At 66.5% G+C, this 20,995-nt stretch carries 19 protein-coding genes; 7 read left to right on the top strand and 12 right to left on the bottom strand.

Translation table 11 applies throughout. The annotated features are described in order from the left end of the window. Positions 1-7: 7 nt before the first annotated feature. From nuoL to ndhC, 11 genes are read right to left on the bottom strand one after another with little or no spacing between them, the layout of a single operon-like run. Positions 8-1,918, bottom strand: coding sequence for an NADH-quinone oxidoreductase subunit L (nuoL, locus tag AC3WT6_RS10460; RefSeq protein ID WP_492653517.1), 1,911 nt, complete (start codon positions 1,916-1,918; stop codon positions 8-10). Between the two features lie 4 nt (positions 1,919-1,922). Further along, positions 1,923-2,240 carry an NADH-quinone oxidoreductase subunit NuoK gene (nuoK, locus tag AC3WT6_RS10455; protein WP_492653516.1) on the bottom strand — a complete coding sequence of 106 codons (318 nt, stop codon included), beginning with the start codon at positions 2,238-2,240 and terminating at the stop codon, positions 1,923-1,925. A 4-nt stretch (positions 2,241-2,244) separates the two neighbouring features. Then, positions 2,245-2,811 (bottom strand): NADH-quinone oxidoreductase subunit J, encoded by a 567-nt coding sequence (nuoJ, locus tag AC3WT6_RS10450; protein WP_492653515.1) that lies wholly within the window; start codon positions 2,809-2,811, stop codon positions 2,245-2,247. Further along, on the bottom strand, positions 2,808-3,353 hold the full coding sequence (nuoI, locus tag AC3WT6_RS10445; RefSeq protein WP_492653514.1) for an NADH-quinone oxidoreductase subunit NuoI: 546 nt from the start codon (positions 3,351-3,353) through the stop codon (positions 2,808-2,810). The genes nuoJ and nuoI overlap by 4 nt, the downstream gene beginning before the upstream one ends. 1 nt (position 3,354) lies before the next feature. Then, positions 3,355-4,380, bottom strand: coding sequence for an NADH-quinone oxidoreductase subunit NuoH (gene nuoH, locus AC3WT6_RS10440; RefSeq protein ID WP_492653513.1), 1,026 nt, complete (start codon positions 4,378-4,380; stop codon positions 3,355-3,357). 3 nt (positions 4,381-4,383) lie between these two features. Beyond that, complete coding sequence (nuoG, locus tag AC3WT6_RS10435) at positions 4,384-7,083, bottom strand: NADH-quinone oxidoreductase subunit NuoG (protein ID WP_492653512.1); 2,700 nt, start codon at positions 7,081-7,083, stop codon at positions 4,384-4,386. Between the two features lie 13 nt (positions 7,084-7,096). Next, positions 7,097-8,485, bottom strand: a complete 1,389-nt coding sequence (nuoF, locus tag AC3WT6_RS10430) for an NADH-quinone oxidoreductase subunit NuoF (RefSeq protein ID WP_492653511.1) — start codon at positions 8,483-8,485, stop codon at positions 7,097-7,099. Beyond that, on the bottom strand, positions 8,482-9,000 hold the full coding sequence (nuoE, locus tag AC3WT6_RS10425) for an NADH-quinone oxidoreductase subunit NuoE (RefSeq protein WP_492653510.1): 519 nt from the start codon (positions 8,998-9,000) through the stop codon (positions 8,482-8,484). The genes nuoF and nuoE overlap by 4 nt, the downstream gene beginning before the upstream one ends. A gap of 3 nt (positions 9,001-9,003) precedes the next feature. Further along, complete coding sequence (gene nuoC, locus AC3WT6_RS10420) at positions 9,004-10,806, bottom strand: NADH-quinone oxidoreductase subunit C/D (RefSeq protein ID WP_492653509.1); 1,803 nt, start codon at positions 10,804-10,806, stop codon at positions 9,004-9,006. A gap of 4 nt (positions 10,807-10,810) precedes the next feature. Beyond that, positions 10,811-11,485 carry a NuoB/complex I 20 kDa subunit family protein gene (locus AC3WT6_RS10415; RefSeq protein ID WP_492653508.1) on the bottom strand — a complete coding sequence of 225 codons (675 nt, stop codon included), beginning with the start codon at positions 11,483-11,485 and terminating at the stop codon, positions 10,811-10,813. A 3-nt stretch (positions 11,486-11,488) separates the two neighbouring features. Then, on the bottom strand, positions 11,489-11,872 hold the full coding sequence (gene ndhC, locus AC3WT6_RS10410; protein ID WP_492653832.1) for an NADH-quinone oxidoreductase subunit A: 384 nt from the start codon (positions 11,870-11,872) through the stop codon (positions 11,489-11,491). 466 nt (positions 11,873-12,338) lie between these two features. On the opposite strand from ndhC, the gene AC3WT6_RS10405 reads away from it, so the two are divergent. The 6 genes from AC3WT6_RS10405 (at position 12,339) to AC3WT6_RS10380 (ending at position 17,496) form a co-directional block, all read left to right on the top strand. Next, positions 12,339-13,517, top strand: a complete 1,179-nt coding sequence (locus AC3WT6_RS10405; RefSeq protein WP_492653507.1) for a class I SAM-dependent rRNA methyltransferase — start codon at positions 12,339-12,341, stop codon at positions 13,515-13,517. 271 nt (positions 13,518-13,788) lie between these two features. Continuing rightward, positions 13,789-14,577 carry a prolipoprotein diacylglyceryl transferase gene (lgt, locus tag AC3WT6_RS10400; RefSeq protein ID WP_492653506.1) on the top strand — a complete coding sequence of 263 codons (789 nt, stop codon included), beginning with the start codon at positions 13,789-13,791 and terminating at the stop codon, positions 14,575-14,577. Positions 14,578-14,581: 4 nt separating this feature from the next. Further along, positions 14,582-15,376, top strand: coding sequence for a thymidylate synthase (locus tag AC3WT6_RS10395; protein ID WP_492653505.1), 795 nt, complete (start codon positions 14,582-14,584; stop codon positions 15,374-15,376). A gap of 11 nt (positions 15,377-15,387) precedes the next feature. Then, a complete protein-coding gene (locus AC3WT6_RS10390) occupies positions 15,388-15,903 on the top strand; it encodes a dihydrofolate reductase (RefSeq protein ID WP_492653504.1) in 516 nt (171 codons plus the stop codon). After that, a complete protein-coding gene (locus AC3WT6_RS10385; RefSeq protein ID WP_492653503.1) occupies positions 15,821-17,164 on the top strand; it encodes a POTRA domain-containing protein in 1,344 nt (447 codons plus the stop codon). The genes AC3WT6_RS10390 and AC3WT6_RS10385 overlap by 83 nt, the downstream gene beginning before the upstream one ends. Before the next feature lie 65 nt (positions 17,165-17,229). After that, positions 17,230-17,496: an acyl-CoA-binding protein gene (locus tag AC3WT6_RS10380; protein ID WP_492653502.1), complete on the top strand. Its 267-nt coding sequence runs from the start codon at positions 17,230-17,232 to the stop codon at positions 17,494-17,496. Positions 17,497-17,660: 164 nt separating this feature from the next. Here AC3WT6_RS10380 and AC3WT6_RS10375 read toward each other — a convergent pair whose 3' ends face one another. Continuing rightward, the gene (locus AC3WT6_RS10375) at positions 17,661-18,101 is read right to left on the bottom strand and encodes a hypothetical protein (RefSeq protein WP_492653501.1); all 441 of its coding nucleotides are present in this window, start codon (positions 18,099-18,101) and stop codon (positions 17,661-17,663) included. A gap of 200 nt (positions 18,102-18,301) precedes the next feature. On the opposite strand from AC3WT6_RS10375, the gene AC3WT6_RS10370 reads away from it, so the two are divergent. Beyond that, the gene (locus AC3WT6_RS10370; protein WP_492653500.1) at positions 18,302-20,992 is read left to right on the top strand and encodes a protein kinase domain-containing protein; all 2,691 of its coding nucleotides are present in this window, start codon (positions 18,302-18,304) and stop codon (positions 20,990-20,992) included. The last annotated feature ends 3 nt before the right edge of the window (positions 20,993-20,995 follow it).

The following is a 20,995-nucleotide window of genomic DNA, read 5'->3' as shown; positions in this document are numbered from 1 at the left end:
TGGGAAATCAGCTCAGGGCCATGGCGGCGATCAGGGCACAGGCGCCGGCGCCGGCCACCAGGGCATACCAGCGCAGCTTGCCGTTCTGGGTCAGGGCCAAGAGGCCGTTGGCGCCGGTGAGACTGAGCGGAATGAGGGCAATGAACCAGTCGACGATGTCGTTCTTGTTGATGGTCGCGGCCCAGACGAAGGGACGCACGAACAGCCGGTCGTAGAGCCAGTCGAAGCCGAAGGCGCTCTTCCAGAACTGGCCGACATACTTGGTCAGCGCGCCGTTCTTGAGGGCGGCCGGGATGTCCGGCCGCTTCAGGAACAGGAACCAGCTCACGAAGATGCCGAGCAGCGACACCACCAGCGGCAGATGCGCGACCCAGGCCGGGCCGTGCTCACCCTCGGGAATGGCCGCTTCCGGCAGCACCGAGCCCAGGGGCAGGTGGATGTAGCCGCCGATGACGGCGAACACCAGCAGCACCGCCAGCGGGATGTGGTGGTCCAGCGTGTGAGCGCCGTGCGGATTGTCCTTCGGCCCCAGGCCGTGGTGCGCGCCGTGTTCTTCGTGCCCGTGCAACGCCGGCTGCGAGCGCCAGCGCTCGGGACCGAAGAAGGTGATGAAGATCAGGCGGAAGCTGTAGACCGCGGTCAGGAAGGCACCGGCGAGGCCGGCCAGCCAGAGCTCGGTGTGGCCGGTCAGGTAGGCTTGATGCAGGATCTCGTCCTTCGAGAAATACCCCGAAGTGAACGGAAAGGCGGTCAGTGCCAGGGTGCCAATCAGCATGCAGGCGAACACGAAGGGAATGTGCTTGCGCAGGCCTCCCATCTTGAAGATGTCCTGCTCGTGGTGCATCGCCAGGATCACCGAGCCGGACGAGAGGAACAGCAGGGCCTTGAAGAAGGCGTGTGTCATCAGGTGGAACACCGCCGGTTGATAGGCGCCCACACCCTCGGCCAGGAACATGTAGCCGATCTGGCTCATGGTCGAGTAGGCGAGGATCTTCTTGATGTCGGTCTGCATCAGGGCGATGAAGCCGGCCATCAGCAGCGTGGCGGCACCGATCACGCCGACCGCCTGCTGCGCCAGCGGTGCCAAGTCGAACAGCGCATGGGTACGGGCGATCAGATACACGCCGGCAGTGACCATGGTGGCGGCGTGGATCAGCGCCGAGACCGGGGTCGGGCCGGCCATCGCATCCGGCAGCCAGGTCTGCAAGGGCAGCTGTGCCGACTTGCCGACCGCGCCGCCGAGCAGGAGGAAGGCGATCAGCGTGAGGGTGGTGGTGCCGTTGAGTGCTGCGTAAGCACCGGCCTGGCTGGCGATCTCCTGGATGTTCAGCGTGCCGAACTCGCGGTAGAGGATGAACAGGCCGATGGCCATGAAGGTGTCGCCGACGCGGGTGATGACGAAGGCCTTGCGGGCCGCCGCGCCATTGGCCGGGTCCTGGTACCAGAAACCGATCAGGAGATAGGAGGCCAGACCCACGCCTTCCCAGCCGAAGTACAGGAACAGCAGGTTGTCGCCCAGCACCAGGAACAGCATGCTGGCGACGAACAGGTTCATGTAGCTGAAGAAGCGGGCATAGCCCTCGTCGCCGCGCATGTACCAGCTGGCGAACAGGTGGATGAAAAAGCCGACGCCGGTAATCACGCCCAGCATGGTCAGCGACAGCGCGTCCAGCCGCAGCGCAAAGCTGGGTGTGAAGCCGCCGACGCTCATCCACTGCCAGAGCAGCTGGGTGTAGGCGCCGCCCTCGGGCGGGTGGTTGAGAAAATCCCAGCCGGCGATCGCGGTGGTCAGCGCCGAGACGCCGACCGAGCCGACGCCGATGACGGCGGCCGCGTTCTCGGAGATGCGGCCGCGTGCGAAGGCGAGCGTCAGGAAGCCCAGCAGGGGAGCGAGAAAGCTGAGGAAGAGAAGGTTCATGTGCTTAACCCTTCATCGTGCTGGCGGCGTCGATGTCCAGCGTCTTGAAGCGGCGGTAGAGCTGGATCAGCAGCGCTAGACCCACCGAGGCTTCGGCGGCGGCCAGGGTCAGCACCAGGATGAACATGATCTGGCCATCCGGCTGCGCCCAGCGCGAGCCGGCGACCACGAAGGCCAGGGCGGCGGCGTTGAGCATGATCTCCAGCGACATCAGCATCCACAGGATGTTGCGGCGGGTGAGCAGGCCGAACAGGCCCAGGGCGAACAGCGCGGCCGCCAGCAGCAGGCCGTGTTCCATCGGGATGGCAGTTGCGGTGTTCATGGTTTCAGTCATCGTGGCGGCCGAGGTGGTAGGCCGCGACCAGGCCGGCCAGCAGCAGCATGGAGGCCAGCTCCACCGCCAGCAGGTAGGGGCCGTAGAGGGCGATGCCGACCATCTTGGGGGTGACTTCCTGCAGACCGGCGGCGGTGATGTAGCCGCGCGGCCAGAGCTGGGTGCCGAGCTGCCAGAGCAGCACCGCCGACAGCGCCGCCGGCAGCACGAAGGCCGAGGCTGACAGCCAGCGACGCTCCTGCTCCTCGGTCTTGGCGCCGAGGTTGAGCATCATCACCACGAACACGAACAAGACCATGATCGCGCCGGCGTAGACGATCACTTCCAGCGCGGCGGCAAAGTGCGCACCGAGGGTGAAGAACACCGCCGCCACCGACAGCAGCGACAGCACCAGGTACAGCAGGGCATGTACCGGGTTGGTGCTGATGACCACCATGATGGTGGCGAACAGCGCAATCACCGCCGGAAGGTAAAAGGCCTGGTGCGGGTAGGTCACGATGGAAAAGCCCGCGAGGGTGCAAAGCGCGACGATCAGGGCAAAGATGTCGATGCGGTTCATGGCAGGAGGCTCTTGACGTCAACCGGCGCGGTCTCGTTCTGCGCCTCGCCCTTGGCCTTGCCTTTGATGGCCATGCCGGCGACGCGGTAGAAGTTGTAGTCGGGGTACTTGCCGGGGCCGGAGATCAAGAGGTGCTCCTTCTCGTAGACCAGGTTCTGGCGGTTGTACTCGGCCAGTTCGTAGTCGGGGGTGAGCTGGATCGCGGTGGTCGGGCAGGCTTCCTCGCAGAGGCCGCAGAAGATGCAGCGCGAGAAGTTGATGCGGAAGAACTCCGGATACCAGCGGCCGTCCTCCTTCTCCGCCTTCTGCAGGCTGATGCAGCCGACCGGGCAGGCGACCGCGCAGAGGTTGCAGGCCACGCAACGCTCCTCGCCATCGGGGTCTCGGGTGAGCACGATGCGGCCGCGGTAGCGCGGCGGCACATAGGGCTTCACTTCCGGATAGGGGATGACATCGCGCTTGGCAAAGCTGTGCATGAAGATCATGCCGATGCTGCGCAGCTGGGTGTAGATGCCGTAGAGCACGGCTTTAATCTGGCTCATTTCAGACTCCAGCGCGCCAGAGCACGAAGGCTCCGGTCACCAGCAGGTTGACGAGGGCGATGGGCAGGCACCACAGCCAGGCGGCGCTCATGATCTGGTCGTAGCGCGGACGGGGCAGGGCGGCGCGCACCAGGATGTAGCCGGCCATGAAGAAGAAGGTCTTGGCAGCGAACCAGAAGAAGGGAATCTGCTCGGCCAGGAAATTGCCGATGACCGGAATGTGGTCGAACCACAGCGGAGCCCCCCAGCCACCGAAGAACAGGGTCACGGTCAGGCCCGAGACCATCACGATGCCGACGTACTCGCTGACCATGAACATGCCGAACTTCATGCCCGAGTATTCGGTGTGATAGCCCTGCACCAGTTCCGACTCCGCTTCCGGCAGGTCGAAGGGCGTGCGGTGCACCACCGCCAGCGCCGCCGGCACCCAGGCGAGGAAGCCGAGGATCTGCGGGAACACATTCCACATTCCGTCCTGCGCAGCGACGATGTCGCGCAGGTTGAAGCTGCCGGCCTGGATCACGATGCCCATCAGGCTCAGGCCCATGAACACCTCGTAGCTGATGGTCTGCGCGGTGGAGCGCAGGCCGCCCAACAGCGAGTACTTGCTGTTGCTGGCCCAGCCGCCGAGCATCACCGCGTAGACCGCGAGACCGGCGATGGCGAGGAAGAACAGCAGCGCCATGTTGGTATTCGACACGCCCCAGTTCGGGGTCATGGGGATGAACACGAAGGCCAGCATCATCAGGCTCATCGCCAGGAAGGGCGCCAGCACGAAGGTGAACTTGTCGGCGAACGGCGGCATCCAGTCTTCCTTGAAGAAGATCTTGATCATGTCGGCGATCACCTGGCCCAGGCCAAAGGGGCCGACCCGGTTCGGGCCGTAGCGGTCCTGCCAGAGCGCCAGCAGGCGGCGCTCCAGCCAGATCATGTAGGCGGCGGTCAGCACCATGCCGAGCAGGATGATGATGGCCTTCACCACGCCCCAGACGACGGCGAGCAGTTCGGGAGTGATCCAGGAAAACATGGCTTAGCCTCCCTTGCTCAGACGCACGGCGGCGCCCGCCACCAGTGGCGGGATGCCGGCCAGCCCCACCGGCAGGCCGACGCTGCCGGCCGGCAAGTCGACGCGCACCTTCGCGGGCAGACTCAGCAGGTAGTCGCCGAACTCGACGCGGGTCAGCGCCTGGTGCTCGATGCCCAGGCGCTGGGCGTCGGCGACGTTGATCGCGACATAGGCCTGCGGGATGCGCTCCTGGATCGGCGCCGCCTTGGCCGACAGCTCTTCGCTGCCGAAGTGCTGGTGCAGCGGCAGCAGTTGCAGGCCGTCGTGACGGGCGCTGCGCAGCGGGAAGTAGGGCGCGGCGCCGTTGTGCTTGAACAGATGCACGCCGGAGTCGCCGCCCTTCATCGCGCCGCCGACTTCCGCCTGGAACTTGTTCCAGGCCGAGGGGCTGTTCCAGCCCGGCGACCAGGCGAAGGGGATCAGCGCCGCCGGACGGGTGACCGCGTGGGTGCTGTTGATGCCTTCCATCGAGAACGCCAGCGGCGAGTCGGGATCCTGTGTCGCCTTCGGCTCGTGCACGAAGACATTGGCACGGGCGGCGGTACGGCCGGACTGCCGCTGCGGCGCGCGCGCCAGCTTGGCGCCGTCGATGCGGAACTCGGCATTGGGCGCGGCCTGGGCGATGCCCTTCAGCGTCGGGATGGCGGCCTCGGCATCGGCGATCACCTCGTCGAGCTTGCTCCAGGCCGGCTGGCCCAGGGCGATGCGCAACTGCGCGAGCCAGCGCCAGCTTTCCTGGGTGGCGACATGGCGGTCGTAATAGGCCGGGTCATAGGTCTGGAAGCTGCGCTGGGCGCGGCCTTCGAAGTTGACCCAGGTGCCATCGCCTTCGGCGAAGCTGGCCGCCGGCAGCACCAGCGCCGCGGTGGCGGTGGTGGCGGTCTGCTGGTGGTCGATGGCGATCACCGTGCTCTGTGCGAAAGCAGCGTCGAGCGCCGAGGCGCTGGCGCGGCGCGAGAGGTCGTTCTCCAGCACCAGCACCACCGCTTCCTCGCCGTTGAGGCGGGTGAGGGCGGCGTCGAGGTCGGGGGCGCCGAACAGGGCCAGGCCGAGGCTATTGGCTTCCGGCACGGCCAGGCTGATCGCGGTTTCGGCGTTGAGCTTGGCCAGCGCGTAGGCGACGTTGGCGGCGGCCTCGATCACGGCGGCCGAACCACAGCCGGTGCCGGAGACGACCAGCGGCTTCTTTGCGGCCTTGAGCGTGTCGGCGATGCGCTGCGCCAGGGCGGCGGTCTCGGCATCGACGCTGACTGCCGGGGCGCTGCTGTCCAGCGCATGGGCGACGGCATTGCCGAGCGCGGCGAGGCCGGCGGCATCGGCGCGGAGGGTGGCGGCGGCGATCTCGTCCAGCTTGGTCGCCATCGGGGTGGCGATGAACAGCGGGTTGAGCTCGTGCTGGGCGATGTCGGCGGCGGAGGCGGCCTGCCAGTCCGGCACCTTCTTCTCGGTGGACATCGTCTGCAGCTTGCCGCGCGCGGCCTGACGCAGGGCCAGGGCGACGCGGGCGGCGGTGCCCAGGGTGTCTTCACCGAGCACCAGCACGGCGTCGGCCTGGTCGATGCGCTTGATGGTGGCGGCGGGCACCGGCCCCTCGCGCAGCACCTTCAGGCACAGGGCGGTCAGGGCGGCGTCCTGGGCGCTGGCACCGGAATAGAAATTACCGGCGCCGACCAGCGAGCGCAGGGCGTGGTTGGCTTCCAGTGAGGCGCGCGGCGAGCCGATACCGATCACGGTCTTGCCGGACTTCAGCAACTGCGCGCCGAGATTGACGCCTTCGCCACGGTGCTTGGTGACGAAGCTATCGCCCTCGCGCACCAGCGCGTGGGTCGGACGATTCTTGAGGTTGGCGTGACCGTAGCCGAAGCGGCCACGGTCGCAGAGGAAGTAGCCGTTGAGTTCGCTGTGGTAGCGGTTCTCGATGCGGCGCACCTCGCCATAGCGCTCGCCGGGGGAGATGTTGCAGCCCACCGCGCAGCCGGTGCAGATCGCCGGGGCGAACTGCATGTCCCACTTGCGGGTGTAGTGCTCGCTGTGGGTCTTGTCGGTGAACACGCCGGTGGGGCAGACCTCGGTGAGGTTGCCGGAGAACTCGCTTTCCAGCACGCCTTCGGTCTCGCGGCCGAAGTAGACATTGGCGGCGGAGCCGAACACGCCGAGATCTTTGCCGCCGGCGTAGTCGCGGTAGTAGCGCACGCAGCGGTAGCAGGAGATGCAGCGGTTCATCTCGTGGCCGATGAAGGGCCCGAGATACTGATTTTGATGGGTGCGCTTGGTGAAGCGGTATTCGCGGTTGTGATGGCCGGTCATCACCGTCATGTCCTGCAGATGGCAGTGACCACCTTCCTCGCAGACCGGGCAGTCGTGCGGGTGATTGGTCATCAGCAGGCTGACGATGGTCTCGCGAAACTCCTTGGCCTCGTCGTCGGCGATCGAGATGTAGGTGTTGTCGCTGGCCGGAGTCATGCAGGACATCACCAGACGGCCGTTCTTGTCGTCGGCGTCCTTGTATTGCTTGACCGCGCACTGCCGGCAGGCACCTACCGAATCCAGCGCCGGATGCCAGCAGAAATAGGGGATGTCGAGTCCCAGGGAAAGACAGGCCTGGAGCAGATTGTCTGCGCCATTGACCTCGTAGGTGTTGCCGTCAACGTGAATCTTGGCCATTGCTCATTCGTCCCTAGGCGTTCACCCACTTCATGCGTTCCTTGGCGTAGGCCGCCTTCGGCCCCTCGCCATGGTCGGGCAGGATGCAGGCGTCGCCTTCCTTGGGAATGTGGTTCACCGCCAGGCCGGCTTCGAACTCGGCGCGGAAGTACTTGAGGGCCGACTGCAGCGGCTCCATCGCGCCCGGGGCGTGGGCGCAGAAGGTCTTGCCCGGCCCCAGCCAGCGGGTCAGCTTGGCCAGCTGGTCGATGTCTTCCGGCACGCCCTCGCCGCGCTCGATGGCACGCAGCAGCTTGACGCTCCAGGGCAGGCCGTCGCGGCAGGGCGTGCACCAGCCACAGGATTCGCGGGCGAAGAACTCTTCGAGGTTGCGCACCGCCGAGACCATGCTCTGGTCCTCGGCGACCACGGTGATCAGACCGGTGCCCATGCGCGAGCCGGCCTTGGCGATGGTGTCGAAGTCCATCGCCAGGTCGAGATGTTCCGGCAGCAGGAAGTCGGTGGAAGCGCCGCCCGGCAGCCAGGCCTTGAGCTTCTTGCCGCCCTTCATGCCGCCGGCGTGCACTTCCAGCAGCTCGCGGGCACTGGTGCCGATCGGCAACTCCCAGACGCCGGGCTTGTTGGCGCGGCCGGAGCAACCGTAGAGCTTGGTGCCGCCGTCCTTGCTCTTGCCCTGGCTCAGACCCTTGAACCAGTCGGCGCCGTTCAGGACGATGTGCGGGATGTTGGAGAGCGTCTCGACGTTGTTGACGATGGTCGGACGGCCCCAGAGGCCGGCGATCTGCGGGAACGGCGGCTTGGCGCGCGGGTTGGCGCGGCGGCCTTCCAGCGAGTTGATCAGCGCGGTCTCCTCGCCGCAGATGTAGCGGCCGGCACCGGTGTGCACGTAGAGCTCGAAGCTCCAGGCGCCGCCGAGGATGTTCTTGCCGAGATAGCCGGCGGCCTTGGCCTCGTCGATGGCGCGGTTGAGGCGCTCGGCGGCAACCACGTACTCGCCGCGCAGGAATATGTAGCCGGTCTGCGCCTGGATCGCATAGGCAGCGGTGGCCATCGCCTCCACCAGCTGATGCGGTGCCTGCTCCATCAGCAGCCGGTCCTTGAAGGTGCCGGGCTCCATCTCGTCGGCATTGCAGACCAGGTACTTGGCACCCGCATCCGGCCCCATCGGGATCAGCGACCACTTGATGCCGGTGGGGAAGCCGGCGCCGCCACGGCCGCGCAGATTGGCGTCCTTGACCCGCGCCTGGATGTCCTGCGGTTGCAGCTCCTTCACCGCGGTCTTGAGGGCCTGGTAACCACCCTCGGCCTCGTAGCCAGGCAGGCCCAGCGGGCCGGCGGCGACGTCGATCAGCCGGGTCAGCGGCTTCTGGTAGCTGGGGTCCTTGGCGCTGCGCAGGCTCATGCGTACTTCTCCAGAATCGCCTTCACGTCGGCCGGCTCGACGGGACCATGCAGGTCGTCGTCGATCATCATCGTCGCGCCGCGGTCGCAGGCGCCCAGACAGCAGATCGGCAGCAGGGTGTAGCGATTGTCCGGCGTGGTCTGGCCGTACTGCACGCCCAACTGCTTGACCAGCTCGTCCTTGAGTTCGTCATAGCCGGTCAGGTGGCAGCTGATGCTGTCGCAGACCTTGATGACGTGGCGGCCGACCGGCTTGCGGAAGATCAGCGAGTAGAAGGTGGCCACGCCTTCGAGATCGGCGGCGCTGATGCCGATGGCCTTGGCGATCTCGGGGATGGCCTCGTCCGGCACCCAGCCGCGGTGCTTCTGCACCGCTTTCAGGGCGTCGATGCTGGCGGCGCGACCGTCGGGGTAGTGGCCGAGCGCGTGCTCGATCTCGTGGCGCTCCGCCTCGCTCAGGGCAAAGCCTTGCGCCTTGGGGAGGTCGGCGAGTTTCAGTACGGGAGTTTCTGACATGGTTTAGCGATCCACGTCCGCCATCACGAAGTCGATGGAGGCGATGTAGGCGATCAGGTCCGGCACCATCTGGCCGCGGATCACCGAGGGGATCTGCTGCAGATGCGGGAAGCTGGGCGTGCGGATGCGGGTGCGGTAGCTGGCGGTGCCCCCGTCGGCGACCAGGTAGTAGCTGTTGATGCCCTTGGTGGCCTCGACCATGAACGAGGTTTCGCCGGCGGGCATGATCGGACCCCAGCTCACTTGCAGGAAGTGGGTGATGAGCGTCTCGATGTCCTGCAGCGTGCGGTCCTTGACCGGCGGCGTGGTCAGCGCGTGGTCGGCCTTGTAGGGGCCGGAAGGCATGTTGTTGAGGCACTGCTCGATGATGCGCAGGCTCTGGCGGATTTCTTCCTCGCGCATCAGCGCGCGGTCGTAGATATCGCCCTTGTGGCCCACCGGCACTTCAAACTCGTAGTTCTCGTAGCCGCAGTAGGGGCGCACCTTGCGCAGGTCGTAGTTGCAGCCGGTGGCACGCAGGCCGGGGCCGGTCACGCCCCACTCCAGGGCTTCCGCCGTGGTGTAGGCGGCGACATCCACCGAGCGCGCCTTGAGGATGGAGTTCTCCAACGCCGCCTTGCGGTAGCCGTCCAGGCGCTTGGGCATCCAGTCCAGGAACTCGCGCACCTTCTGTTCCCAGCCCTGCGGCAGGTCGTGGGCGACGCCGCCGATTCGGAACCAGGCCGGATGCATGCGGAAGCCGGTGATCGCTTCGATCACGTCGTAGGCCTTCTGGCGGTCCACGAACATGAAGAACACCGGGCTCATGGCGCCGACGTCCTGGCAGTAGGTGCCGTAGAACAGCAGGTGCGAGGTGATGCGGAAGAACTCGGTGAGCATCACCCGGATGCAGTCGACCCGCTCCGGCACCTTGATGCCGGCGAGCTTCTCCAGCGCCATCACATAGGGCAGGTTGTTCATCACCCCGCCGAGATAGTCGATGCGGTCGGTGTAGGGGATGTAGCTGTGCCAGGACTGGCGCTCGCCCATCTTCTCGGCGCCACGGTGGTGGTAGCCGATGTCCGGCACGCAGTCGACGATCTCCTCGCCATCGAGCTGCAGCACGATGCGGAAGGCGCCGTGCGCGGAGGGGTGGTTGGGGCCGAGGTTGAGGAACATGAAGTCGTGTTCCTCGGTGCCACGCTTCATGCCCCATTCCTCGGGGTTGAAGCGCAGCGCCTCCTGCTCCATGTCCTGGCGCAGCGCGGTCAGCTGGTAGGGATCGAACTCGGTGGCGCGCGCCGCGTGCTCCTTGCGCAGCGGATGCCCGCCCTTCCAGGACGGCGGCAGCATGATGCGGCGCAGGTTGGGGTGGCCGTCGAAGACGATGCCGAACAGATCCCAGACCTCGCGCTCGTACCAGTTGGCGTTCGGGTAGATGTTGGTGATGGTCGGCAGGTGCGGGAAGCTGTCGGTGGTCGCGCCCTGCAAGGCCACTTTCAGGCGCAGGTCGCCGGCCGCGGTGCGCGGGGCGGCGAGGTCGCGGTCCACCGACAGCAGCTGGTACACCACCGAAAAATCGGCGGCCGGCTGGCCCAGGCGATTCTTCCTCAGCCGCTCGTCGATGGCGGTGAGGTCGTAGAGCATCTTGTAGGGCTTGGGCGCCTCGTTCTTCAGCCAGCGCAGCACTTCTTGCAGGCGTTCGAGGGCGACCCACAGGGTTGGCATGCCATCGGCGGTGCGCTGCAGCGTGAAGGCAGCGTCGCCAAAGCGCGTGTTCAGCTCCCGGACGATCTCCGGGACGGTGCTCGGGGTTCCGTCGGCCATGGGCTTACACCGAATCCGGGGTGCGCAGGATGGTCTGCGCCTGGCGCTCGGCGTGCTTGGTGTCGCGCTGGCTGGGCAGGTTGGCCTTGTAGATGCCCTGATCGCCGACCACCCAGGACAGCGGCCGCTGCTCCTTGCCGATCGAGTTCTGCAGCATCAGCAGGCCTTCGAGAAAGGCCTCGGGACGCGGTGGGCAGCCGGGCACGTAGAGATCCACCGGCAGGAATTTGTCGACGCCCTGCACCACCGAGTAGATGTCGTACATGCCGCCGGAATTGGCGCAGGAGCCCATCGAGATCACCCAGCGCGGTTCCAGCAGCTGCTCGTAGAGGCGCTGCACCACCGGCGCCATCTTCATGAAGCAGGTGCCGGCGATCACCATCAGGTCGGCCTGGCGGGGCGAGGCGCGGATGACTTCCGAGCCGAAGCGGGCCAGATCGTGGGTCGGCGTGAAGGCGGTGGCCATTTCCACGTAGCAGCAACTTAGACCAAAGTTGTAGGGCCAGATCGAGTTCTTGCGGCCCCAGTTCACCAGGTCGGAGAGCTTGGCGGTGAGCACATTGCGGCGCACCTGCTCTTCGGTGAAGACCTCGTCGGCGGCCTTTTGCGTGTAGTCGTCGGTGAGCGGCGAGACGCCGGTCTTGTAGCTGGGCTCGATGCGCTTGAGCGTGTACTGCATGGCTTACTCCGACTTTCCGGCAGCTTGCGCGGCGACCCGCGCGGCGCGCCGCATTTTCTGGTGCGGCGTCCAGTCCAGCGCGCCGATGCGGGCGAGATAGACCAGGCTGGCGGTGAGGATGAAGATGAACACGGCGGCCTCGATCCAGCCGGCCCAGCCGACTTCGCGGGCGGAGACGGCGTAGGCGTAGAGGAACAGGGCTTCGACGTCGAAGATGACGAAGAACATCGCCACCAGGTAGAACTTCGCCGACAGGCGCAGTCGTTCCGGCGAGGCAGACACCACGCCGGACTCGAAAGGTTCGTCGCGGGCGCGGGCCTGGCTCCTGCCGCCGAGCAGGGCGGAGCCGATCAGCATGATGGCGCAGATGGCGAATACGGCGAGCACGTAGACGGTGGTCGACCAGAATTCCGGCCCAAGGCGGGTGATGAGCGCGACTATGGCGTCCACGCGGGGGCTCGCTCCTTAAGTTGCTGGCGGATGGCGCGCCCACCGGGCACGCGTTCGTGTGACAATCATCATACGTCAGCGAGGCTAGTTAAATCACGGCTTGCGCCGAGCCCAAGTTTCTGCATCGGGGTGTGTTGACGCCAAAAACGTTGCTGCGTTGCTGGTCAAAATTGCGTCAGGCAAGGCGCGAGCTGACGCAAAGGCTGGAGCCTTTGCTAAACGAGCAACGCCGCATGACGCAATTTTGGCCGGCAACCCTTCGGGGCGGGACGGTTTTGGGGCATTGCAGCGTCAGCCAGTGTTTCAATAGGCCCACTATTGCGCACACTGGCTTCCTTGCACTGCCCCAAAACCGTCTTCCGCCGCAGCAATGTTTTTAGCGTCAACACACCCCTGAACCCGAATGCACAGCCTTCGACTAAAGGCTCATGAGGAGCGCCGGCTACGAGCCGGGCACCTGTGGGCTTATTCCAACGAGATCGATACCGCCGCGACTCCGCTCAAGGGCTTGAAGCCGGGCACGCTATGCCGGCTCGAAGACGCCCGTGGCAGGGCGCTCGGTGTCGGTTATGTGCATCCGAACGTGCTGCTGTCGGTGCGGCTGCTCACCGGCCAGGCCGATGCGCTGATCGACCGCGAGTGGTTCGAGCGGCGCCTGCGTCAGGCCCTGGCGCTGCGCGAGCGGCTCTACGCCAGCCCGCATTATCGCCTGGTGTTCGGCGAGTCTGACGGCCTGCCGGGCCTGGTGATCGACCGTTACGGTGATCTCCTGTCGGTGCAGCTGAGCACCGCCGGCATGGAGGCGCTCAAGGAGCCCCTGGTCGAGGCCCTGCAGCGGCTGTTCAAGCCCAGGGGCATCCTGTTCCGCAACGACAACGCCATGCGCCAGACCGAGGGCCTGCCCTTGGAAGACGAGGTCTGGGGCGAGGTGCCGGACGAAGTCGAACTGCTGGAGTCCGGCGTGCGTCTGCTCGCACCGCTCAAGGCCGGCCAGAAGACCGGATTCTTCTACGACCAGCATGCCAATCGCGACCGGGTGCTGCCCTATGTGCGCGGCGCGCGGGTGCTGGACGTATTCAGCTATGTCGGGGCCTGGGCCGCGCGCGCGGCGGCCGGTGGCGCAGCCAGTGTGGCCTGCATCGACTCCTCGGAGCTGGCGCTGGCCTACGCCGCCCGTAACATGGCCGCTCAAGGCGCGGCGCCCGAGACCCTGCGCGGCGACGCCCTGGAGGTGCTCAAGGCCCTGCGCGCCGAGGGTCGGCAGTTCGACCTGGTGGTGGTCGACCCGCCGGCGCTGATCAAGCGCAAGAAGGACGAGGAGGCCGGCCAGGCGCACTACGGCGCGCTCAACCGCGCCGCCATGCAGCTGCTCTCGGCCGACGGCATCCTGGTGTCCTGCTCCTGTTCACACCATTTAAGTGAAGAGCAGCTACAACGCATCCTGCTGCGGGAGTCGCGCCAGGCCGGCCGACGCCTGCAGATCCTGGAACGGGGCGGGCAGGGGCCGGATCATCCGGTGCACCCGGCCATTCCCGAAACGCTCTATCTGAAAGCCTTCTACTGCCGCGCCACCGTCGGCTAGAGGGGTCTGTTAACGCCAATGGGATCGCTGCGTTGCAAATCAAAAACGCGTCAGGCAAGGCCTGAGTCGACGCGAAGGCTGGAGGCCTTCGCTAGGCGAATAACACCGCATGACGCGTTTTTGACTTGCAACCCTTCGGGGCGGGACGATTTTGGCGCATTGCGTTGTCAGCAAGACTTTCAATATCGACATATTGCGCAGACCTGCTTCCTCGCACTGCGCCAAAATCGCCGTCCGCCGCAGAGACCCCACTGGCGTTAACAGACCCCACATGCTCCACCACCCCAACATCGACCCCGTCGCCCTGCACCTGGGTCCGCTGCAAATTCATTGGTACGGCCTGATGTACCTGCTCGGCTTCTGGGGCTGCTGGTGGCTGGCGGTGCGCCGCGGCCGCATGGCCCATGTTGGCTGGAGCGAGCAGCAGGTCTCCGACGTGCTGTTCTACATCGTCATGGGCGTGATCCTGGGCGGCCGCATCGGCTACACCTTTTTCTACAACTTCAGCGGCTTTCTGGCCGACCCCCTGGTGATCGTACGGATCTGGCAAGGCGGCATGTCCTTCCATGGTGGACTGCTGGGCGTGACCTTGGCGATGTGGCTGTTTGCCCGCAACAAGGGCCTGTCTTTCTACTCGGTGGCCGACTTCATCGCCGTGGTGGTGCCCTTCGGCCTGCTCACCGGGCGTATCGGCAATTTCATCAATGGCGAGCTCTGGGGGGCGACCACCGACCTGCCCTGGGGCATGGTGTTCCAGACCGGCGGCCCCTTGCCACGGCATCCCTCGATGCTCTACGAGGCCTTCCTCGAAGGTGCGGTGCTGCTGGCCATCCTCTGGTGGTTCGGCAAGAAGCCGCGGCCGGCACCGGCCATCGCGGCGCTGTTCCTGATCCTGTATGGCGTCTTCCGCTTCGCCATCGAGTTCGTGCGCATGCCCGACGCTCACATCGGTTATCTGTATGGCACCGGCTGGTTCACCATGGGCATGCAGCTTTGCGTGCCGATGATCGCGGCGGGCCTGTTCTTCTTCATCTACGCCTACCGGCGCAAGGGGGCTTAAAGCGATGCGGCAGTACCTCGACCTGATGCAGCATGTGCTGGAGCACGGCACCGACAAGTCCGACCGCACCGGCACCGGCACCCGCTCGGTGTTCGGCCACCAGATGCGCTTCGATCTGGCTGAAGGCTTTCCGGTGCTCACCACCAAGAAGCTGCACCTGCGCTCGATCATCCACGAGCTGCTGTGGTTCCTGAAGGGCGAGACCAATACCCGCTACCTGAAGGAAAACGGCGTCTCGATCTGGGACGAATGGGCCGATGCCAACGGCGAGCTGGGGCCGGTGTATGGCTCGCAGTGGCGCAGCTGGCCGACGGCGGATGGCCGCCACATCGACCAGATCAGTCAGGTGCTGGCGCAGATCAAGGTCAATCCGGACTCGCGCCGCTTGATCGTGTCGGCCTGGAATGTCGGCGAGATCGACAAGATGAAGCTGCCGCCCTGTCATGCCTTCTTCCAGTTCTACGTCGCCGACGGCAAGCTGAGCTGCCAGCTCTACCAGCGCTCCTGCGACATCTTCCTGGGCGTGCCCTTCAACATCGCCAGTTACGCGCTGCTGACCCTGATGGTGGCCCAGGTCTGCGGGCTGAAGCCTGGAGATTTCGTCTGGACCGGCGGTGATTGCCATCTCTATTCGAACCACTTTGAACAGGCGAAGGAGCAGCTCGCGCGCACGCCGCGCAGGCTGCCGATCATGCGCATCAACCCGGAAGTGAAGGACCTGTTTGCTTTCCGCTACGAGGACTTCGAGCTGGTGGGTTACGAGCCTATGCCGCACATCAAGGCGCCGGTGGCGATCTAGCTCTTAAGCCCATGTCCGAAGCCACGAGGCTCTCGCTGCTGGTCGCCCACGATCTGGGCCGCGTGATCGGCCGCGACGGCGATCTACCCTGGCGGCTGCCCAACGACCTCAAGCAGTTCAAGCAACGCAGCCTGGGCAAGACCGTGCTGATGGGGCGTCGCACCTGGGAATCGCTGCCGAGAAAGCCGCTGCCGGGGCGCGACAACTGGGTGCTCAGCCGCGATCCGGCCTTTGCCGCCGAAGGCGCGCGCAGCTTCCAGAGCCTGGAGCAGGCGCTGGCCGCGCATCCCGGCGGCGAGCTGCTGGTGATCGGCGGCGGCGAGTTGTACCGGCTGGCCTTGCCGCGGGCCCAGCGCATTTATCTCACCCTGGTACAGACCCAGGTCAATGGCGATACCTGGTTCCCCGACTATGATCCGGCTGACTTTCAGGAGATCGAACGCCTTGATCATCCGGCCGACGCCCAGCACGCCTACGCCTACAGCTTCCTCACTCTGGAGCGACGGCATCCTCCGGCTCGCGCCTAGCCTCGCGCTGCTGCTGGCGCTGCTGGCGCTGCTGGTCGCTGCGCCAGGGGCCTCGGCGGCGCCAGCGGCGGGCAACGGCGCTGGGGCGGTGCCGCGGGTGGTGGCGATCGAATTTGCCGGCAACGACACCACCCAGCCACGGGTGATGCTGCGCGAGCTGCCGTTTGTGGTTGGTGAAACCGCGGATGCGGCGGCGATCGACCGCGGGCGCCAGGCGATACTCGACTTAGGTCTGTTCAAGGCCGTGCAGGCCGATGTCCGCACCGTCGATGGCGGCGTGCTCATCACCTATACCGTGGTCGAGAAGTTCTACATCCTGCCCCTGCCCAGGGTGGACGCCAATACCGACGGCCAGTACGCCTACGGCCTGCAGCTGCGCTGGAGCAATCTCTGGGGGCTCAACCACACCCTGCGCTTCACCGGCTTGCAGCGCGAGGCGCAGCGCGAAGGGGTGGGCAAGGAGAACCAGTACAGCTTTTCCTATGGCGCTCCCTTCGTGGCCAACAGCCTCTGGAGTCTGGGGATGGGGGCCAGCTATACCGACCGGCCGGTGGAGGTCGCGGACGGCAGCTATAGCGAGGAGTTCCAGACCTTGCAGTTCATGGGCACCCGCTCGCTGTCGCCCGGGCCGCCCAGCCAGGGCTGGAGCGTCGGCACCGGCCTGCTCTGGCAGCGGCAGGGCACCAGCGGCCTGGTCGATCCCTATGGCGAGGCCTTAGCGCCGGTGCTGAGCCTGGGGTACCGCGACCTGCGCTTTCGCGTCTACAACGAAGAAGGCCTGGTGTTTGGCAGCCGCCTGGAGGTGGCCAGGAGCGGCCTCGCTTCCGACTACGACTACACCCGGCTCAGTGCCAATGCCGCCCGCTACTGGGAGGTGGGTGGCAAGCCCTATCAGACCTTCCATTTGCTGGGCGAATTCGGCCTGCGCTGGCAGGGGCCGGCCGGGGTGACCAGCTATGGCCTGGGCGGCTCCAGCGCGCTGCGCGGTTACGACAAGGATTTCATCGAGGGCGATGCCTATTACCGCTTCGCCACCGAGTTCGTCCGGCCGGTGGGCTGGCGCTGGTTGCGTGCGGTGCTGATCGCCGAGGTCGGTTCGCTCAGCGAAGAGCCCGGACAGCTGCTGGGCAGCCGGGTGTATTCCAGCATCGGTCTGGGCCTGCGGCTGCGGTTGCCGACCCTGGTCGATTTCGAGGTCGAAGCCGGCATTGCCATGCCGGTTACCGGTGGCTCGGTGCGGGTGTTCGGCGGCAAGGTTTGAACGCCGCCGGGTGAGCGCGTATAAGGCTCGCTCCGCCATTCCACAGCAATAATCAGGAGACTCTCATGGCCGATCTCAAGAAGGCTTTCGCGCAGGCGCAGGAAGACGTCAAGACCATCACCAAGCGCCCCAGCAACGAAGACTTCCTGTTTCTCTACGCCCATTTCAAGCAGGCGGAGAAGGGCGATGTCAGCGGCAGCCGTCCCGGCATGCTGGACATGGTGGGCCGCGCCAAGTACGACGCCTGGGCCAAGCTCAAGGGCAGCAGCGCCGAGACGGCGATGAAGGCCTACATTGAGAAGGTCGGCTCACTGCTGAAGACCCACAAGTAGAAAAAGAAAGGCCGCCGGAGTTGCCTCCGGCGGCCAAGTTGCAGCCATATCGACGTCTCCCTTCAAGCGCCGATATGGTTTTCGGAAGAGTGACGCACCGCGTCCCTTTTATCTTCCGTCCCTCCCCAAGAGAGACCTTTGAACTCCTTTGCCTCCGGCCGACCTCAGGCGGCCATTGCCAATGGATGACCCGCGGCCTTCAGGCCTTGGGGCGTGTTGATGAGTTGGCCGGTGCTTTGCACCGAGACCGAGGCAAAGCCGGCCGAGAGCAGCGAAGACGCCGCCTGCACCCGCGCCGCGACCGGCGGCACCGGCAGTTGCAGGGCGGCCAGGCATTGCAGCCAGGCCTGGGCGAACTGGGCCAGCTCCAGCCGGCCACGCGCTTCCAGCACCGCCGACTCGGCGGTCCAGGTGGCGATCACGCCGTCCTGCGGCAGGCCGATGCGCAGCTGCACGCAGCTGAGACGGTAGTCGCGGGACCCGGCGCTGTAGATCAGCATCTGGGCGGGCAGGCTTTGCAGGGCGGCGTCCAGCTCGGCCCAGAACGCGGCGACCTTCAGCGGCCGGCCAAGCAGGGCGGATTGGGCGAGAGTGATGGCATCCATGGGAATTTGGTAGGCGGGCAGTGGCCGGGGCCGGCTGGCGATGGAGGCATCTTGGCCGGCGCCGGCGGAAAAAGCCTGAAGCTCGGCGGGAGAAATGCTGAAGAAAAGCTGAATTGAGCTTTTTTATTGGAAAACAGCGAGTTAAAGTCCAGCTCTGACTCCTATTCATCGTCTGTCGCCCGAGCTCCCCCCACCCTTCAATGGACGTCATTGCGGCTTCCGCCCCCCTGGTTTGGCACTTCGACCATTGCCGGTTTGAGGAGGCCAGCCTGGAGCTCTGGGTGGCCGGGGAGCCGGTGGAGCTGGAACGCAAGCCGCTGGAAGTGCTGCGCCACCTGCTGCGCCATGCCGGCGAGGTGGTGACCAAGGACGAGCTGCAGAACGCGGTCTGGCCGGCAAGGGTGTTGTCGGAGACCGTGCTCACCAAGGCGATCAGCCGCATCCGCGAGGTCTTGCAGGATGGCGAGCAGCGGATCATTCGCACCGTCCACGGCTATGGCTACCGGCTGGTAGCGGCGGTGTCGGTGGCGGCGACCGCGGCGACACCGCCGCCGGCGCCCAGCCTGGGCCTCAAGGCCGGCGACTCGCCGCCGCTGCGCCCGCATTGGAACCTGGTCGAGCACCTGAACAGTGGCGGTTTCGGCGAGGTCTGGCGGGTGGTGCAGGGCAAGACCGGCGAGACCCGGGTCTACAAGTTTGCGCTCAACGCCGAGGCGCTGGCCGCGCTCAAGCGCGAAATCACCCTGTTCCGGCTGCTGCGCACCCAGCTCGGCGAGAACGCCCCGCTGGCGGAGATCCGCGACTGGAATCTGGAGGAGGCGCCGTACTTTCTCGAGATGTCCGACTACCCGGCCGGCAATCTGGCGAGCTGGCTGGCGGCGCAGGGCGGCTGTGCGACGCTGAGCCAGGCGGCGCGGTTGGCGCTGTTCGCCGACATCGCCGAAGCGGTGGCGCAGATCCACGGTGTCGGCGTGCTGCACAAGGACATCAAGCCCTCCAACATCCTGATCGCCCTGGTGGCCGGGCAGCCGCGGCCGCTGTTGTCGGACTTCGGCGGCGGTGGGGTACTGGCCGAGGATCTGATCGCCAATGCCGGCATCACCCGGCTGGGCTTCACCCAGACCCTGGACGCCGCCAACCTGGGCACGCCGCTGTACGCCGCTCCGGAGTTGATGGAAGGCCAGCCGCAGACCGTGCGCAGCGACGTCTATGCGCTCGGCATCCTGCTCTACCAGCTGCTGATCGGCGACTTCCGCAAGCCGCTGGCTTCCGGCTGGGAGCGCCGCATCGACGACGAGCTGCTGCGGGAAGACATCGACGCCGCGGTGCAGGGTGCGCCGGAGCGGCGGCTGGCCAGTGCCCAGGAGCTGGTCGAGCGCATCCGGCATCTGGAGACGCGCCGTGCCGCGCGGCAGGCCGAGCGCCTCGGGCAGGAGCGGCGAGCCGAAGCCGAACGGGCCCTGGCCGGCCTGCGGCTGCGGCGGCGCTGGATGCTGGCGACCATGACCGCCCTGGCGCTGGGCCTGGCAATCGCCTGGGTGCAGTTTCTGAAGGCGGACCGCGAGCGCCGCCGCGCCGAGGCTGCGGCTGCGACGGCGCTGGAAACTGGCCGTTTCATGTTCGAGGGCCTGCTGTCGGCGCTCGACGCCGGCCAGCAGGGCCGCAGCCGCGAGACCACGGTCAAGGATCTGCTCGACAACGCCCGCCGCGCCGCCGACGAGCGTCTGCAGGATCAGCCGGAGATCAGTTTCCACGTCCGCACCGCGCTGGCCTCGGCCTACAACCAGATCGACGATGGCGTGCCCGAGGCCAAGCGCCAGGAGCTGCTGGCGCACCAGGCGCTGAGCCGGCTGGCCAAGGAAGACCCGCTCCGGGCGGTGCAGCTGATTCCGGCCAATGGCCTCTGGGTGGTCTCGGCCGAGGACCAGGCCTTGTTCGAGTCCCTGCTGGATACCGCTCGCCAGGAATTCGGTCCAGACCACTCCAGTGTGCTGGGGCTGTTGGCGGCGCTCAGCGACGCTGAATTCCGCTACGGCTCCTTGCAGGCGGCGCGGCGGCGGGTACAGGAGGCGCTGACCATCTCCGAACGTCACAGCGACGCCGCCAACTCCGAGGACAACGTTGCCTTCGGCATCCGCCTGGCGCGCGAGGATGCCGACTTTGCCGCCGCCGAGGCGCTGCTGCCGGCTTCGGAGAAATGGGTCGCGGCGCGCGACCCCAAGCCACCGGTCAGCCTCGCCTATCTGCCGCTGGACCGCGGCATCACCCGGGTCATGCACGGCGAGCCGCAACGCGGCGCCGCCGATCTGGAGGCTGGGTTTGCGCAGATGCGCGAGCTGCAGGCCGAGGCCACCTGGTACTACCGCTATCCGCTTGCCTATCTGGCGATGCTGCGCGCCGACCAGCAGCGCCCTGCCGAGGCACGGCAATTGGTGGAGGAATGGCAGGACATCCTGCAGCGCACCTCGCCGCAGCTGGTCGACATGCCGCTGGAGGCGCTGATCGTCGCCGAGACCGCCTGGCGTCTGGGCGATAGTGCCGCCGCGCAGGCGCTGCTGCGGGCGCTGGTGACCAGCCCGGAAGGTGCTCGTGGCCGTTGTTTCGCCAACCACGCCCGCCTGCAGCTGGCGACGATGGCGGTGGAGGCCGGCGATCTGCCCGCCGCGCAGCGCTGGCTGGAGCAGCTCAAGCCCGCCGACTGGTACGACTACCGTCCCGGTCATCCCCGTGAGGCGGCCGAGGCCGAGGCGCGTGGCCTCTTGTTGCGCGCCCAGGGGCGGCCGGGCGAGGCCTTGGTCCTGCTGCGGCGGGCGCAGAGCTTGTATGCGGCCAGCTACGCCCCCGCGCACTGGCGCAACCGGCGCATCGCCCGCCTGCTCGCCGCCGGCTGAGGG

The organism is Stagnimonas sp. FW305-C-60 (assembly GCF_058782965.1).
Note: the sequence above shows the minus strand (reverse complement) of the source record. Positions and strands in the feature narration are given on the sequence as shown.